17 protein-coding genes are annotated in these 15,460 nt (G+C 34.0%); 16 read left to right on the top strand and 1 reads right to left on the bottom strand.

From position 1 onward, the window contains the following. The first annotated feature begins 128 nt into the window (after window positions 1-128). From folD to recN, 7 genes are read left to right on the top strand one after another with little or no spacing between them, the layout of a single operon-like run. On the top strand, window positions 129-1,001 hold the full coding sequence (gene folD, locus DW196_RS03840) for a bifunctional methylenetetrahydrofolate dehydrogenase/methenyltetrahydrofolate cyclohydrolase FolD (RefSeq protein WP_118250274.1): 873 nt from the start codon (window positions 129-131) through the stop codon (window positions 999-1,001). Then, window positions 988-2,337 (top strand): exodeoxyribonuclease VII large subunit, encoded by a 1,350-nt coding sequence (gene xseA, locus DW196_RS03835; RefSeq protein ID WP_118250272.1) that lies wholly within the window; start codon window positions 988-990, stop codon window positions 2,335-2,337. Before folD ends, xseA begins: the two co-directional genes overlap by 14 nt. Then, on the top strand, window positions 2,334-2,561 hold the full coding sequence (locus tag DW196_RS03830) for an exodeoxyribonuclease VII small subunit (RefSeq protein WP_071456397.1): 228 nt from the start codon (window positions 2,334-2,336) through the stop codon (window positions 2,559-2,561). Before xseA ends, DW196_RS03830 begins: the two co-directional genes overlap by 4 nt. 2 nt (window positions 2,562-2,563) lie before the next feature. Beyond that, window positions 2,564-3,457: a polyprenyl synthetase family protein gene (locus tag DW196_RS03825; protein WP_118250270.1), complete on the top strand. Its 894-nt coding sequence runs from the start codon at window positions 2,564-2,566 to the stop codon at window positions 3,455-3,457. Further along, complete coding sequence (locus tag DW196_RS03820) at window positions 3,457-4,284, top strand: TlyA family RNA methyltransferase (protein WP_118250268.1); 828 nt, start codon at window positions 3,457-3,459, stop codon at window positions 4,282-4,284. Before DW196_RS03825 ends, DW196_RS03820 begins: the two co-directional genes overlap by 1 nt. A 12-nt stretch (window positions 4,285-4,296) precedes the next feature. Then, window positions 4,297-4,743: an arginine repressor gene (locus tag DW196_RS03815; RefSeq protein WP_071456400.1), complete on the top strand. Its 447-nt coding sequence runs from the start codon at window positions 4,297-4,299 to the stop codon at window positions 4,741-4,743. A gap of 15 nt (window positions 4,744-4,758) precedes the next feature. Then, entirely contained in the window at window positions 4,759-6,429 is a 1,671-nt protein-coding gene (gene recN / locus DW196_RS03810) for a DNA repair protein RecN (RefSeq protein ID WP_118250266.1), read from the top strand. Window positions 6,430-6,460: 31 nt separating this feature from the next. On the opposite strand, the gene DW196_RS03805 is transcribed toward recN, so the two are convergent. After that, the gene (locus DW196_RS03805) at window positions 6,461-6,580 is read right to left on the bottom strand and encodes a DUF4044 domain-containing protein (protein WP_071456402.1); all 120 of its coding nucleotides are present in this window, start codon (window positions 6,578-6,580) and stop codon (window positions 6,461-6,463) included. Between the two features lie 170 nt (window positions 6,581-6,750). Between DW196_RS03805 and DW196_RS03800 the strand changes: the two genes are divergently transcribed. The 9 genes from DW196_RS03800 (at window position 6,751) to DW196_RS03760 (ending at window position 15,450) form a co-directional block, all read left to right on the top strand. Further along, on the top strand, window positions 6,751-7,125 hold the full coding sequence (locus DW196_RS03800) for a DUF3397 domain-containing protein (protein ID WP_118250264.1): 375 nt from the start codon (window positions 6,751-6,753) through the stop codon (window positions 7,123-7,125). A gap of 221 nt (window positions 7,126-7,346) precedes the next feature. Then, window positions 7,347-7,778, top strand: a complete 432-nt coding sequence (mraZ, locus tag DW196_RS03795) for a division/cell wall cluster transcriptional repressor MraZ (RefSeq protein WP_118250262.1) — start codon at window positions 7,347-7,349, stop codon at window positions 7,776-7,778. A 20-nt stretch (window positions 7,779-7,798) separates the two neighbouring features. Then, on the top strand, window positions 7,799-8,764 hold the full coding sequence (gene rsmH / locus DW196_RS03790; RefSeq protein ID WP_118250260.1) for a 16S rRNA (cytosine(1402)-N(4))-methyltransferase RsmH: 966 nt from the start codon (window positions 7,799-7,801) through the stop codon (window positions 8,762-8,764). Between the two features lies 1 nt (window position 8,765). Further along, window positions 8,766-9,155, top strand: coding sequence for a cell division protein FtsL (gene ftsL, locus DW196_RS03785; protein WP_071456406.1), 390 nt, complete (start codon window positions 8,766-8,768; stop codon window positions 9,153-9,155). Beyond that, complete coding sequence (locus DW196_RS03780; protein WP_158563508.1) at window positions 9,155-11,047, top strand: penicillin-binding protein 2; 1,893 nt, start codon at window positions 9,155-9,157, stop codon at window positions 11,045-11,047. Before ftsL ends, DW196_RS03780 begins: the two co-directional genes overlap by 1 nt. Before the next feature lies 1 nt (window position 11,048). Then, on the top strand, window positions 11,049-12,017 hold the full coding sequence (gene mraY, locus DW196_RS03775) for a phospho-N-acetylmuramoyl-pentapeptide-transferase (protein ID WP_118250256.1): 969 nt from the start codon (window positions 11,049-11,051) through the stop codon (window positions 12,015-12,017). 12 nt (window positions 12,018-12,029) lie between these two features. After that, window positions 12,030-13,391: a UDP-N-acetylmuramoyl-L-alanine--D-glutamate ligase gene (gene murD, locus DW196_RS03770; protein ID WP_118250254.1), complete on the top strand. Its 1,362-nt coding sequence runs from the start codon at window positions 12,030-12,032 to the stop codon at window positions 13,389-13,391. Between the two features lie 2 nt (window positions 13,392-13,393). Continuing rightward, complete coding sequence (murG, locus tag DW196_RS03765; RefSeq protein WP_118250252.1) at window positions 13,394-14,482, top strand: undecaprenyldiphospho-muramoylpentapeptide beta-N-acetylglucosaminyltransferase; 1,089 nt, start codon at window positions 13,394-13,396, stop codon at window positions 14,480-14,482. Between the two features lie 20 nt (window positions 14,483-14,502). After that, on the top strand, window positions 14,503-15,450 hold the full coding sequence (locus DW196_RS03760; protein WP_118250250.1) for a cell division protein FtsQ/DivIB: 948 nt from the start codon (window positions 14,503-14,505) through the stop codon (window positions 15,448-15,450). Window positions 15,451-15,460 lie beyond the last annotated feature (10 nt).

Raw genomic sequence — 15,460 nt, 5'->3', positions numbered from 1 at the left:
ATAATAAGAACTAATTATAATAAACGCACCTCTAAAGTTTTAGGGTGTATTGTTATGAGTAGTTTTTTATTTATTAGAAGCAAGTATGTTAAAATAGAACGTAATTAAAAAATGAAGGGATGGAGACGATGACAGTAATTTTAGACGGGAAAGCATTAGCCAATAAAATGCAAGCAAATTTAGCTAATGAAGTGGTAGATTGGAAAAGTAAAGGTTACCGTATACCCAAACTAGTAGTAATTCTAATAGGAGAAGACAGTGCTAGTAAAGTATATGTGAAAAATAAAGAAAAATCAGCCCAAAAAATCGGATTCCATTCAGTAGTAAGAAGACTAGATGAAGCAGTTAGTGAGGCAGAGTTGTTAGACATCATTGCAGAGTATAATCAAGATGAAACAGTGGATGGTATCTTAGTACAGCTACCATTACCTAAACATATTGATGAGGAGAATGTGTTACTTGCTATTGATCCTAAAAAAGATGTGGATGGATTTCATCCACTTAATGTAGGAAAACTTTTTGTCGGGGATCCTGATATGCATCCTTGCACGCCTTTTGGTATTATTACATTACTAAAAGAGTATAATATTGAGTTGGTTGGAAAAAAAGTTGTGATAATTGGTAGAAGTAATATCGTTGGAAAACCTTTAATGCACATGATGTTAAATGAAGATGCTACTGTCACTATTACTCATTCAAAAACTAAGAATTTAAAAGAAGAAACATTAACAGCAGATGTATTAGTTGCGGCAATTGGACAAGCTGAGTTTATTACATCTGATTATGTAAAAGAAGGAGCAGTTGTCATTGATGTTGGGATGAATCGAAATAGCGATGGTAAACTAGTTGGGGATGTAGATTTTGAAGACGTGTTACCTAAAGTTAGTGCGATTACGCCGGTTCCAGGAGGCGTTGGTCCAATGACAATAACTATGCTAATGGAACAAACGATGTATCAAGGTAGAAAACATTGTGGAGAGGAAAGCCATGACAACAAGTGATTATTTAACGGTCACAGCATTAACAAAATATTTAAAACGTAAATTTGATGCAGACCCATATTTAGAAAAAGTGTATTTGACTGGTGAAGTATCAAATTTTAGAGCAAGAGTAAATAGTCATCAATATTTTAGCTTGAAAGATGATAAGGCTAAAATTTCAGCAGTACTGTTTAAAGGGGCATACCAAAAACTAAAATTTACTCCTGAAGAGGGGATGAAAGTTTTAGTGGTTGGTCGCCTCTCTCTTTATGAGGCGTCTGGTAATTATCAAATTTATATTGATCATATGGAACCAGATGGAGTAGGTGCTTTGTATCAAGCTTATGAACAACTAAAAGCATCACTAGAAAAAGAAGGATTGTTTAAATTAACACATAAACAATCATTAGTGAAGTATCCCAAACGAATTGCAGTTATCACAAGTCCGAGTGGCGCGGTTATTAAAGATATTATGACCACGATACAAAGACGTTATCCTATTGCACAGTTAGTATTATTTCCGACAAAAGTTCAAGGAGATGATGCTGCAGGAGAAATTGCACAACGAATCAAAGAAGTAGATGCTATTGACAATTTCGATACGATGATTGTTGGTCGTGGTGGAGGCTCTATTGAAGATTTGTGGTCATTTAATACAGAAGAAGTGGTTCGTGCTGTTTTTGAAGCGAGAACACCGGTTATTTCATCTGTGGGACATGAAACAGATACTACGTTGACCGATTTAGTGGCAGATGTACGAGCGGCAACTCCAACAGCGGCAGCAGAACTAGCAGTACCTGTGTTACAAGAAGAGTTACTTAAAATTCGAGAAAAGCAATCACGCTTGTATCATGCACTTGATAATCAATTAAAACATAAACGTGCTCGATTTGAAAAAGTGAGTGAGTCAGTCATATTTAAACAACCAAATCGATTGTATGAAGCATTTTATTTACAATTAGATAATTTAGATCGACGTTTGAAACAGACTATGAGCACTCAGTTACATGAAAAGCAAGTGAAATGGCAAAAGCAATCAGAAAGATTGATGGTAAAAAATCCGTCTGAATTAATTAAACGACGTCACCAAGAACGAGAATTCTTGGAACAGAATTTACACAGAGCAATGTATCAACTCATTAGTGATAAAAAGCAATCTCTTTATCAAACGACTGAATCACTAGATTTACTGAGTCCACTTAAGACAATGGGGCGAGGGTATAGTTATGTGACTAAGAATAATCATATTGTAAAAAGTGTCTCAGATGTTAAAATTGGAGATGAGATGATATTGAATGTATCAGATGGCCAGATACAAGCAGAAGTAAAAGAGATAGAAAGTGATGGGAAAGCATGAGTAAAGAAAAACAAACATTTGAAGAGTCAATGGAAGAGCTTGAACAAATCATTAAAGGACTAGAATCAGGAGATGTACCGTTAGAAACGGCATTGGAAAAGTTTCAACGAGGAGTTGAGTTAAGTAAAGAGTGTCAAAAGACATTAGCAAATGCCGAAAAAACACTGACTAAAGTAATGAGTCAAGATGGTCAAGAAATTGATTTTGAAGCAAAAGGAGACTAAATATGTCGACATACACTGATTTTGTGACACGACATGCACCAATCATTGAACAAACCATTTGTACATTTTTAAAAAAAGAAACAATAGGTGAAGACTTGTATGACTCTATGAGTTATTCGGTAAAAGCTGGTGGGAAAAAATTCCGTCCACTTTTATTTTTGGCGACGTTATCCTTAGTTGATTACCCAATTACTAATGAAGAATATAAAGTCGCAAGTTCTTTAGAAATGATTCATACCTACTCGTTAATCCATGATGATTTGCCAGCGATGGATGATGATGATTTACGACGAGGAAAACCAACCAATCATAAACAATTTGGCGAAGCCATGGCTATTTTGGCAGGCGATGGCTTATTAACGGAGTCTTTTCATCTGCTTTCTAGTGCGAAGATAGAAGCAACTAAATTAGTTAAGTTGGTAGAAATTCTATCTAGTAGTGCTGGGACAAAAGGTATGATAGCTGGTCAAGTTGAAGACATAGAAGCAGAAGAGCAATCTGTGTTACTTGCCGAACTGCAATTGATTCATGAGAAGAAAACGGGAGCACTGATAAAATCTGCTGTTGAGATGGCATGTGTGTTAGCAAGTGTAAGCCCCATCATTGAAAACGAGTTGATGACTTATGCAACGACTGTTGGAATTGCATTTCAAATTCGTGATGACTTATTGGATGTGATTGGTGATGAGGATGTTATCGGGAAACACGTTGGTAGTGATGAAAAATTAAACAAATCAACTTACGTGTCATTGTTAGGGTTAGAAGAAGCCAAAGAAGCGTTTTATACACAATGTGACATAGCCAAAGAAGCATTGCGCCGAACAAAAATTGAATTGGGAATAGACAATACTCAAACGTTACTAGATGAAATATTAAAAGAATTGAAGGAAATATAATGAAAGAAAAAGTCGGCAAAGAACGAGTAGACGTTCTTTTAGTACAACAAGGATTGTGTGAGACAAGAGAAAAAGCCAAACGAACAGTGATGGCTGGTTTGGTATGTGATGAGAAAAATATTCGATACGATAAACCTGGTGAAAAAATACCTATCACGACTGAATTACGTTTAAAAGGTCAAGTATTGAAATATGTGTCTCGCGGCGGATTGAAACTTGAAAAAGCAATAGAGGTATTTGATATTGATTTTTCTAACAAAATCTTATTAGATATAGGTTCGTCGACAGGCGGATTTACTGACGTAGCCTTACAAAATGGAGCTATGATGAGTTATGCTTTAGATGTTGGGTCAAATCAATTAGCATGGAAACTTCGTCAAGATGAACGTGTCGAAGTGATGGAAAAAACTAATTTTAGGTATTCAAAATTAGCTGATTTTAAATTAGGTCAACCGACAATTGCCACGATAGATGTTTCATTTATTTCATTAAAGCTAATAATCCCTGTGTTGCGTGATATTATTTCAAATGATGGAGAAGTAGTTGCTTTAATCAAACCGCAATTTGAAGCTGGAAAAGAACAAGTCGGTAAAAAAGGCATAGTAAGAGACAAAAAAGTTCATGTTGATGTATTGAATAGAATGATAGACATGATGACAGACTCAAGGTTTAATGTTATGCAATTAGATTACTCGCCTATAACAGGTGGGGAGGGCAATATTGAATTTCTTGCTTATTTAAAACCTTGTGAAGAAGTAGGTAACTATTTAGGAGAAGAACTTCCTGCTCAATTAGTAGAAAGAGCTCATGCTCAGTTAAATGGATAAGAGAGGTCGAACATGAGAAAATCTGAACGACAAAAGTTAATCAAACAAATCATATTGGAAGAAAGTGTTGGCAAACAAGAAGAGTTAGTTATTTTATTAAAAGAACGCGGTATTCCTGTGACTCAAGCGACAGTATCTCGAGATATAAAAGAGTTGAATTTGATTAAACAAGTGGATGAGCATGGAGAATTCAGATATTACCTTCCTAAAAATGACACATCAGAAAAACGTCGCTTGGAAAAAATGATTGAAACATCATTTATAAAAGTCGAAATAATGGATAATTTGGTGAACTTGCAATTAGAGCCAGGAGTGGGTGTCATTATAGGAAAACTTGTTGAATTTGTGTATGAGGATAGTTTGTTTGCCGTTGTTGCTAATGATGATAAATTACTGATTATTACACGAACGAATGAACAGGCACGTATGTTAGAAAGAGAAATTTTATCTATGACATAAGAGGTGAGAAGCGACATGATTCAAGAATTAACAGTTCAAGATTTTGCAATTATTTCTAATTTAACGATTCCTTTTAAAGAAGGAATGACAGTGCTGACAGGTGAAACAGGCGCGGGGAAATCGATTATTATAGATGCGATGGGATTAATCGTTGGTGGTCGTGGTTCAGCTGATTATATAAGAGATGGTGCAGAGAGATGTCGGATTGAAGGGTCATTTTTTGTTTCAGATAATGAAAAAGTTGCTACATTTTTAGAAGATAATGGGATAGAACCAGCAGATGGTCAATTAGTTATTCAGCGTGAAATATATCGCACAGGGAGAAATAATTGCCGAATTAACGGGCAATTAGTTACCACCAAAACTCTGCGTGAGATTGGTCCTTTTATAGTTGATATCCATGGACAAAACGAGCATCAAGAATTAATGCAAGTTCAAAACCACCTAAGATTACTAGATCAATATGCTCCAAGTGATGTAAAAGAACTGAAAGAGATGTATCAAGAAAAATATCAGAAGTATGATGAATTAAAACATAAAGTGACACATCTATTGAATAATGAAAAAGAATTTGTTCAACGCATGGACATGCTGACATTTCAATATAAAGAAATCGAAACAGCTCAACTTGTTGTTGGTGAAGAAGAATCTTTAATAGAAGAAAGACGTCGATTAGTAAACTTTCAAAAAATAATGGATTCATTAAAGAAAGCCTATCAGTATTTAGACAATGAAGAAATCAATGCTGTGAGCTTAAGTGGCGCAGCAATGACCGAGATGGAACAAATAGAGTCTATTGATACAGAATATGCTGAAACGACGGAGTTATTGCGTACAGCATACTATTCTTTGCAAGAAGCAACAGGGAGAATCAACACATCTTTAGAACAATTAGAAATGGATGATGAGCGATTAATTGTGATTGATAATCGACTCGATATTATTAGGCAATTAAAAAGAAAATATGGCGAGACAGTAGAAGAAGTGCTTGCATATTTTGAAGAAATTACCCAAGAGTTAGAATCACAACTAGATACCACAACAGATGTGACTAAATTACAAGAACAGTTAATAGAAATGGAGCAAGAATTACAGGGGATAGCATTAAAACTTAGCGAAAAAAGACATCAAGTCGCAAAAGTATTAGAAGAAAATATCATGTCTCAATTGGCTAGTTTGTATATGGAACAAGCGGTTTTCGAAGTAGCATTTATGCAAACTGATTTAACGATTAATGGAATAGATAAAGCTGAGTTTTATTTGTCGACCAATGTTGGCGAGTCATTAAAACCATTAACTAAAATTGTTTCAGGTGGGGAATTGTCACGAATTATGTTAGCGTTAAAAACTATTTTTTCAACGACACAATCCATTACTAGTATTGTGTTTGATGAGGTTGATACGGGAGTAAGTGGTCGAGTGGCGCAAGCAATTGCTGAAAAAATTCATCAGATTGGTTCACACTCTCAAGTATTATGTATTACCCATTTACCACAAGTAGCAGCAATAGCAGATACTCAATATTTTATTAGAAAATTGGTTAAAGATAACCGTACACAAACACAAGTTAGTGAGTTGGCTGATAGTGAGCGAGTGAATGAAATTGCGCGTATGCTTTCAGGGGCAGATGTTACTGAGCTGACGAAAGAACATGCGAAAGAATTACTAGATTTAGCAAAAAAATAGCGCCGATCTCATAAGAGGTCAACGCTATTTTTTAGATTACACCAATCGCAGCTAATGAAGATAAGACAATTCCACCAACAGTTACAATAATCATAATCCAAACGACGACTTTTGTAATCTTGCTGAATGTTGATTTTGGTTTTTTATCCATAGTTTAAAATTCACTCCAATTATATAGTCATTACTATATATTTTACAATGAGGAATATCTAAATAGCAAGAAAATCAATTAAATGTAAAAATATCCTTAAATAAATTGAAAGAATTGAATGCAATGATTATAATGAAAGTAATAATAATGTTAATGAAGGGATAAATAGCATGCCTCAATTTACTATCGCACTATTTTTCTGGTATTTATTTCCAGTTATAGTGATAATAGCAAGTAATTTACTTGTTAAGAAAACTCATTTGGATAAAAAGTATGGAGTGAAGGCTCCTGATATTGCGACTCCCTTCTTTTTTGTGGGTATTCACTTTGTATCAAAAGGAACGCTAGGGAATAGTTTTTTAGCCTATGTTTTTCTAATGGTTTTTTTTATAGGAATGCTTATTGCTATAATGCTTGCTTATCAGTTTCATGAAATAAATTTCAAACGATATTTTAAAGTATTATGGCGTATGACTTTTTTAGTGACTTTAATGATTTATATTATTTTAATTCTAGGTAGTATAGTGATATTTTTACAACGATAAGAAAACCTCATTCTTTGTGATAGCTTAAAATTCATAGTTAATGATGTCAGATAAAAATCATGAAACCATGCTTTAATAAATGGGTTTCATGATTTTTTTATTGATTTCCTCCATTCTTTAAAATCTATGATAAATTTTAATTTTTTTTATAAGATTGTGGTAGAAAGTGGGGTAATGTGGTAGACTAAATTTATTGAGTGGCAGTGTGAGGTGATCATGTTATGTTTATGGGAGAGTTCCAACATAATATTGACTCAAAAGGACGTCTAATCGTACCCTCTAAACTAAGAGATTCTCTTGGTGAACGTTTTATCGTAACCAGAGGAATGGATGGATGTCTATTTGGCTATACGTTAGATTCGTGGGCCAACCTCGAAGCGAGTATGAAAGATATGCCACTTACAAAAAAAGATGCTAGGACATTCGTTCGATTCTTTTATTCCGCAGCTACTGAATGTGAAATAGATAAACAAGGACGTATTAATATACCAGTGAAATTAAGAGAGTTTTCTGGACTAGAAAAAACTTGTATCATTATTGGTGTATCCGATCGTATCGAAATTTGGAGTGAAGACAGGTGGTTAGCTTTTTCTAAAGAAGCTGAAGAAAATTTCGATGACATTGCGGAAGGACTAATTGATTTTGGAATATAAGTAAGTAATGGAGAATGAATATGTCAGAAACATTTAAACATGTCACTGTATTATTAGAAGAAACAGTGGATGGATTAAACATCAAACCAGATGGTATTTATATAGACTGTACGTTAGGTGGCGCTGGGCATAGCCAGTATCTGCTATCACATTTATCAGATAAAGGTCATTTGTATGCCTTTGATCAAGATGAACGTGCTATTGAACATGCAGAACAATTTTTGAATGAAGAAATAAAAAAAGAAAAAGTAACCTTTATAAAAAGTAATTTTCGCTATCTAAAAGAGAAGATGAATGAATTAGGTATCGATAAAGTCGACGGTATTCTATACGACCTAGGCGTATCATCACCTCAACTTGATGAGGCCGAAAGAGGGTTTAGTTATCATCAAGATGCACCGCTAGATATGCGAATGGACCAAACCAATCCGTTGACAGCAAAAATTGTTGTGAATGAGTACACCTATGAACAACTTGTTAAGATATTTTTTCGTTACGGAGAAGAGAAGTTCTCGAAACAAGTGGCTCGTTTAATAGAAAAAAAACGTGCTGACAAACCAATTGAAACAACAGGTGAGTTGGTTGATATCATTAAAGAAGCTATTCCAGCACCTGCTAGAAGAAAAGGTGGACATCCAGCTAAACGTATTTTTCAAGCAATTCGTATTGAAGTTAATAGTGAACTAGATGTTATTGGAGAAACACTTGAACAAGCTATTGATTTATTAAAACCGAATGGACGAATTAGTGTTATTACTTTCCATTCGCTAGAAGATAAAATTGTAAAAAATATTTTTAAAGAATATAGTACACCACAAGATTTGCCACCAGGATTACCAATTGTACCAGTTGAGTATCAACCTGATATTAAACTTGTGAACAGAAAACCAATTGTGGCTTCTAAGGAAGAATTAGAAGTTAACAATCGCTCTCGTAGTGCAAAACTACGTATTATCGAAAAAATAACTCCTGAAAGGGTGGTTTAACATGTCTTTGCCAGAAAAGCATAGCCAATTTACATATGACGAATCTCCAGTTAACTCACCTAGTAAGGAGAAAGGCAAATTAGAAGAAGTAAAACTTCCAATGATGCCTCCTAGTAAATTAAAAAAAGTAACGAAATTAGAGAAATTTGTATTTGTGGCTTTTGTTGGAACGTTTTTATGTTTAGCAGTGGCAACTATTCGGATGACAACCTATATTAATCGTGAAGAAGAGGCAATCTCGTCTATTCAAGCTGAAAAACAACAAATGCAGCAGGATATTGAAACGCTCGATCAGGAAAAAAATGAGCTACAACGGACTGAACGTTTGAAAAAAGTTGCAGAAAGTGCAGGAATGCAAATGCATGATGAGAATATAAGGAAAATCAAATGATGAAAAAAATTAAAGAGTTCTTTATTAAATTAAATAAAAAAATACAAGAAAAGAGTTTAACACCAGCAGGCAATAGAAAAAAAGTAGGGGTTATCCTGTTTTATACCTCTATTGCTGTTTTTGCGATTATCTCTTTACGCTTTGTTTACATCATAACAGTTGGTAAAGTGGGATCACAAAGTCTTGATTCTGAAAGGCAAAAAATATATCAAGGAAGTAGCGTTATCAAAGCAAAACGTGGAACCATTTTTGATCGTAATGGGTTACCACTTGCTGAAGATGCTACTTCTTATTCGTTATATGCCGAATTAGATAAAAATTATAAAGGAATCAATAATGTTGAGTTGTTTGTTCATGACAAGGATCATGATAAGATTGCTGAAATACTTAATAAATACACAGGTATTGACAAAGAGTTGGTGTTAGACCAACTAAAACCTAAAAAAAATAAAAATGGAAAACTAATTACAAATGTGGAATTTGGATCCAAGGGAAAAAATTTAAGTTTGGAAACTAAAAATAGTATTAAAGAAGCACTTGAAAAAGAGAAAATAACCGGTATTTATTTTAAAGAACATCCAGATAGACTATATCCTAATGGGAAATTTGCTTCTTATTTTATTGGATATGCTCAACCAGAAGATAATAATAAAGAAGATAGCAAATTAAGTGGTAAGAATGGCTTAGGTATTGAACATGCCTATGACAGTGTGTTAAAAGGTGAAGATGGCTTTAAATATTACCAAAAAGATAGTAAGGGAAATGAGCTTCCAGGGACAGAAGTGATAGATAAAAAAGCGAAAGATGGACAGGATATTTATACTACACTTGATACAAATCTTCAGACTCGGTTAGAAGATGTGATGGACAGTGTGAATGAAAAAGCAAAACCAGAAGATATGACAGCTATTTTAATGGATGCAAAAACGGGTGATATTCTAGCAGCATCACAACGTCCAACTTTTGACCCACAAACAAAAGAAGGTTTATATAAAGAAAAAGGAAAACCAGATCCAGTTTGGGAGAACTTATTAGTGCAACGTCCATTTGAACCAGGATCAACAATGAAAGTTTTCACTGTGGCAGCAGCAATTGATTCAGGTAAATTTCCATATAATGAAACATTTGCATCAGGAAAGACACAGTTGTATGATGCAACCATTAGTGATTGGATCCCATCAGGAAAAGGTATGTTGACATATAGACAGGCTTTATCTTGGTCAAGTAATGTTGGAATGGTTAATCTAGAACAAAAAATGGGGTCAATTTGGCCTGAATATTTAGAACGTTTTGGATTTGGTCATTCAACAAATTCAGGATTACCTCTTGAAGCAACAGGTAGTATTAGTGATAAAAACCCAGTTGACATGGCAATGACATCCTTTGGTCAAGCAATATCAGTTACTAATATGCAAATGGTGCAAGCTTATACAGCTATAACAAATGAAGGAAAAATGTTAAAACCGCGTTATATTAAAAAAATTGTTGATAAAAATGGGAAAGAAAAAGAGGTCAAGACAGAGGTAGTTGGCGAACCAATAAAGGCTGCTACAGCTAAGACTGTTCTTGAATACATGCAAGATACTGTTAATGATGAAATATATGGGACAGGTTATGGCATTTACAATATTGACGGGGTAAATGTTTCTGCTAAAACTGGGACAGCCCAAATTTTTGAAAATGGTCAACTGTTAACTGGAGCAAATGACTATATTTACTCTGTGGTTCAGATAGCACCTACAGAAAATCCAGAATACATTATGTACGTCACAATGAAAAAACCAGTCGTTACCGGTGAATACGGCTCTCCAGCGCAGATGATTGCTGAAGTTTCAAATGGTATGTTAAAACATGCATTTAAAGTAGACACCACAACAGATAAAGGAGAATAGCATGATCGGAGTAGAATTATTAATACCATTATCACTAGGGATTGCTTTTGTATTTATGGTAATGCCACTATTTATAGGATACTTTAAGATGAAAAAAATGGGGCAAGCCATTCGAGAAGAAGGACCTGAAGGCCACTTAGCAAAATCTGGAACACCAACAATGGGAGGGGTTGTTTTTCTAACCAGTATCTTGTTAACCTCTCTTATTGTAGGAGCTTGGCAAAAAGAAATGTCATTTTCTTTTTGGAGTAGTTTATTTATTATGTTTTTGTATGGATTATTAGGATTTCTAGATGATTTCATTAAAGTGTTTAAGAAAAGAAATCTAGGTCTTAATTCAAAACAAAAATTAATTGGTCAAATTGTGGGAGGAATCATCTTGTATACTGTTATGAAATCAAATGGTATGACAGATGAATTATACATACCAGTCATTGGAACAATTAATTTAGGTATTTTATACGGTGTTTTTGCAATAATTTGGCTTGTTGGTTTTTCAAATGCCGTTAACCTAACTGATGGCATTGATGGCCTTGTGTCTGGATTAGGGATGATTTCATTTGGAACATATGCCATTATTGCTTATAAACAAGAACAATATGCTATTCAATTGATTTGTTTAGCAACAGTAGGGGCTTTATTTGGCTTTCTATTATTTAATAAAAAACCAGCTAAGATTTTTATGGGAGATGTTGGATCTCTTGCTCTTGGAGGAATGTTAGCTACTATTTCTATTTTACTTCATCAGGAATGGACATTATTATTAATAGGTTTAGTTTATGTTGTTGAAACGATTAGTGTCATCTTGCAAGTTGCATCATTTAAACTTACAGGCAAACGCATATTTAAAATGTCTCCTATTCACCATCACTTCGAATTAAGTGGTTGGTCAGAATGGAAAATAGATATTGTTTTTTGGACAGTAGGATTAGTTATGTCGCTTGTGACATTGGGTATTTTATATTATTAAGGAGAATTAAGGATGAAACAGTCAAAACGTTATACAAATGAAAAGATTTTAGTGTTAGGTCTAGCAAGAAGTGGTGTAGCAGCAGCTAAATTACTTCACGAATTAGGGGCGTTTGTTACAGTTAATGACGCTAAAAAATTATCAGAAAATAAAGAAGCACAAGAATTATTAGAAGCCGGTATAACAGTGATTACTGACGGTCATCCTTTAGACCTTCTTGATGAAGGCTTTTCTTTAATCGTCAAAAACCCTGGGATTCCATATACGAATCCTATTCTCGAAAAAGCAATAAAAAAAGGCGTTCCAATTATCACCGAAGTTGAGTTGGCTTACCAAGTATCGGAAGCACCGTTTATTGGCATAACAGGAACAAATGGTAAAACAACCACCACAACTATGATTAAACAAATCATAGACTCTTATCAACCAAATACTGCGTTACTTGCAGGTAATATCGGTTTTCCAGCAAGTGATGTCGTGGTTGAAGCAACAAAAGACAATGTATTGGTAACCGAATTATCCAGTTTTCAATTAATGGGAATAGACGAGTTTAAACCACATATTGCAGTCATTACTAATATATATGAAGCACATATTGACTATCATGGAACGCGTGAAGAATACGTGAAAGCTAAATGGCGTATACAAAAAAATATGACTAAGGAAGACACATTGATTCTTAACGCTGATTTGCCTGAATTGGTAGAATTATCAAAAAGCTCTCAAGCAGCAATTACGTGGTTTTCAACCAATGAAAAAGTAACAGGTGCTTATTTAGAAGATGGCTGGTTAACTTATAATGATGAAAAAATAATGAAGTCCGGTGATTTAGGAGTTCCAGGGTCTCATAATGTTGAAAATGCTCTGGCAGCAATTTGTGTGGCAAAAAATTATGGAGTAGATAATGAGTCAATAAAAACTAGTTTATCATTGTTCTCTGGTGTGCCACATCGAACAGAATATATCGGCACATTTAATGGTGTCAAAGTTTATAATGATTCAAAAGCGACAAATATTTTAGCAGCTAAAAAAGCTATTAGTGGATTTAATAACGAACAATTAGTGCTAATTGCTGGAGGACTAGATAGAGGAAACTCATTTGATGAATTTATTCCAACAATTGAAAACATGAAAGCTATTGTTTTATTAGGTGAAACAAAAGAGAAATTACAAAAAGCTGCAAAACAAGCATTAGTTAAAGAAATTGTATGTGTGGAAACAATGACAGAAGCAGTTGCAGAAGCAGTTAAAATCGCTAGTACTGATGACACGATTTTACTCTCCCCAGCATGTGCTAGTTGGGATATGTATCCGAACTTCGAAACTCGAGGAACAGAATTTGTAGATGAAATAACTAAGCAAGTAGGGAAATGATTATGAAAGTATTGGTATCCGGTGGAGGAACAGGTGGTCATATTTACCCAGCCATCTCGATTATTCACTATATTAAAGAAAAATATCCAGAGTCGGAATTTCTATACATTGGTACAGAAAAAGGTTTGGAAAGTAAATTAGTACCTAATCAGAGTATTCCGTTTAAAACAATTGAAATACAAGGGTTTTATCGCTCGTTAACCTTGAAAAATTTGAAAACAATGTATTTATTTTTAACGAGTATTAAGCAGGCTAAACGCTATATTAAAGAGTTTCAACCTGATATTGTGATTGGAACAGGTGGTTATGTTTGTGGCTCAGTCGTATACGCTGCAAGTAAACTGAATGTACCAACTATTATCCATGAACAAAATAGTGTAGCGGGTATGACAAATAAATTTTTATCAAAATATGTCGATAAAGTTGGAATTTGTTTTTCTGACGCAACAGAGTATTTTCCAAAAGAAAAAGTTGCGTTAGTTGGAAACCCAAGAGCGCAAGAAGTCGCTTTTGTTGAGAAAAAAACTGTCCTAGAAGAATACGGGTTATCTTCCTCTAAACCAACGATTGTGATATTTGGTGGAAGTCGTGGGGCACAAACTATTAATAATGCGATGAAAGAAGCATTGCCATTATTTGAAGAAAAACCATATCAAGTTTTATATGCGTCAGGTACTATTTACTTTGATGAATTTGACGAATATAAAGATTTACTTAAAAGGTTAGACAATGTGACTGTTGTCCCTTATATTGATAATATGGTAGATGTTTTAGTCAATGTAGAGGCATTGGTTGGTAGAGCTGGTGCTACTAGTATGGCTGAAATTACAGCACTTGGGTTACCGTCTATTTTAGTACCAAGTCCTAACGTTACAGATGATCATCAAACAAAAAATGCCATGAGTTTAGTCAACAAGCAAGCTGCATTGATGGTAAAAGACAGTGAGTTGACAGGTAAAGTACTTGTAAAAAACATTGACAAACTTATGTTGGATGGTAAATTTAGAGAAGATATGGCAAAAGCATCAAAAAAAGAGGGAATACCAGATGCAATGGATCGATTGTATGGATTGATTCAAGAACTAACCTAATTAAGGGGGGCTAGTAAGGGATGTCATACAAAAAAGATGATGATAAAGGTGATAATCAGAATGAACATAAATTAGTAAAGTCATCTAAATCTGAATTAACCAAGCATCAAAAAAATTTATCTGCAAAGAATAATCGAATAAATAAGCTCTCACCTTTTAATGGGTTAACGCCGGTTGAAGAAAAAAAATTAACTAGACGACTGACTAGTATTTTAGTTACCTTGACCATAGGAATTTTAATCACGCTCTACATCATTTCTCCTTTAAGCAAATTACAAGGGATAACAATACAAGGTATTGATAAAGCTGATAATACGTCGATTGTTAAAGCAAGTGATTTAAAAATTGGCGAGAATATTTGGCGACAATATTTTGATAAAAATAAAGAGATGAAACAAGTTGTTGAAAAAAATCCACGAGTTAAAACAGCTAAATTATCCATTACGAAATTTAATCATTTTAAGATTAGAGTCACAGAGTACGATGTACTAGCTGTTTTGTTAAAAGATGATAAACTTTATCCAGTTCTATCAAATGGTAAAATATTGAGTGAGCCGGCTAAAGAATCGGAAAAAGAGTTACCAAAATTGATTGGCTTTAAAGAAGGTGAAGGATTAGAGTCACTTTTAACGTCTTATGAGAATTTTTCAGCCAAAATTAAAACTGAAATTACATCAATAGAGTCTCAATCAACAAAAACTAATCCATTTCGAATTAAATTAGAAATGAAAGATGGAAATCAAGTGATTGGTTTATCAACAACGATAGCAGATAAACTTGTTTTCTACGATAAAATTGTTGCAGAATTAAAAAACAAAAGTGTTATAGATATGGAAGCTGGAAAAACAGGAGTCTATTCGTATTCGATAGAAACGCAAGAGAGTAGTGCAAGTGATGGTTTATCGAACGAAAATTCTAGTGAAAATTCTAGTGAAAATTCTAGTGAAAGTATAAATAATGGTTTTTAACGTTCAGAAA

The organism is Vagococcus sp. AM17-17 (assembly GCF_003471765.1).
In the GTDB taxonomy this organism is placed as follows: Bacteria; Bacillota; Bacilli; order Lactobacillales; family Vagococcaceae; genus Vagococcus; species Vagococcus teuberi.
Note: the sequence above shows the minus strand (reverse complement) of the source record. Positions and strands in the feature narration are given on the sequence as shown.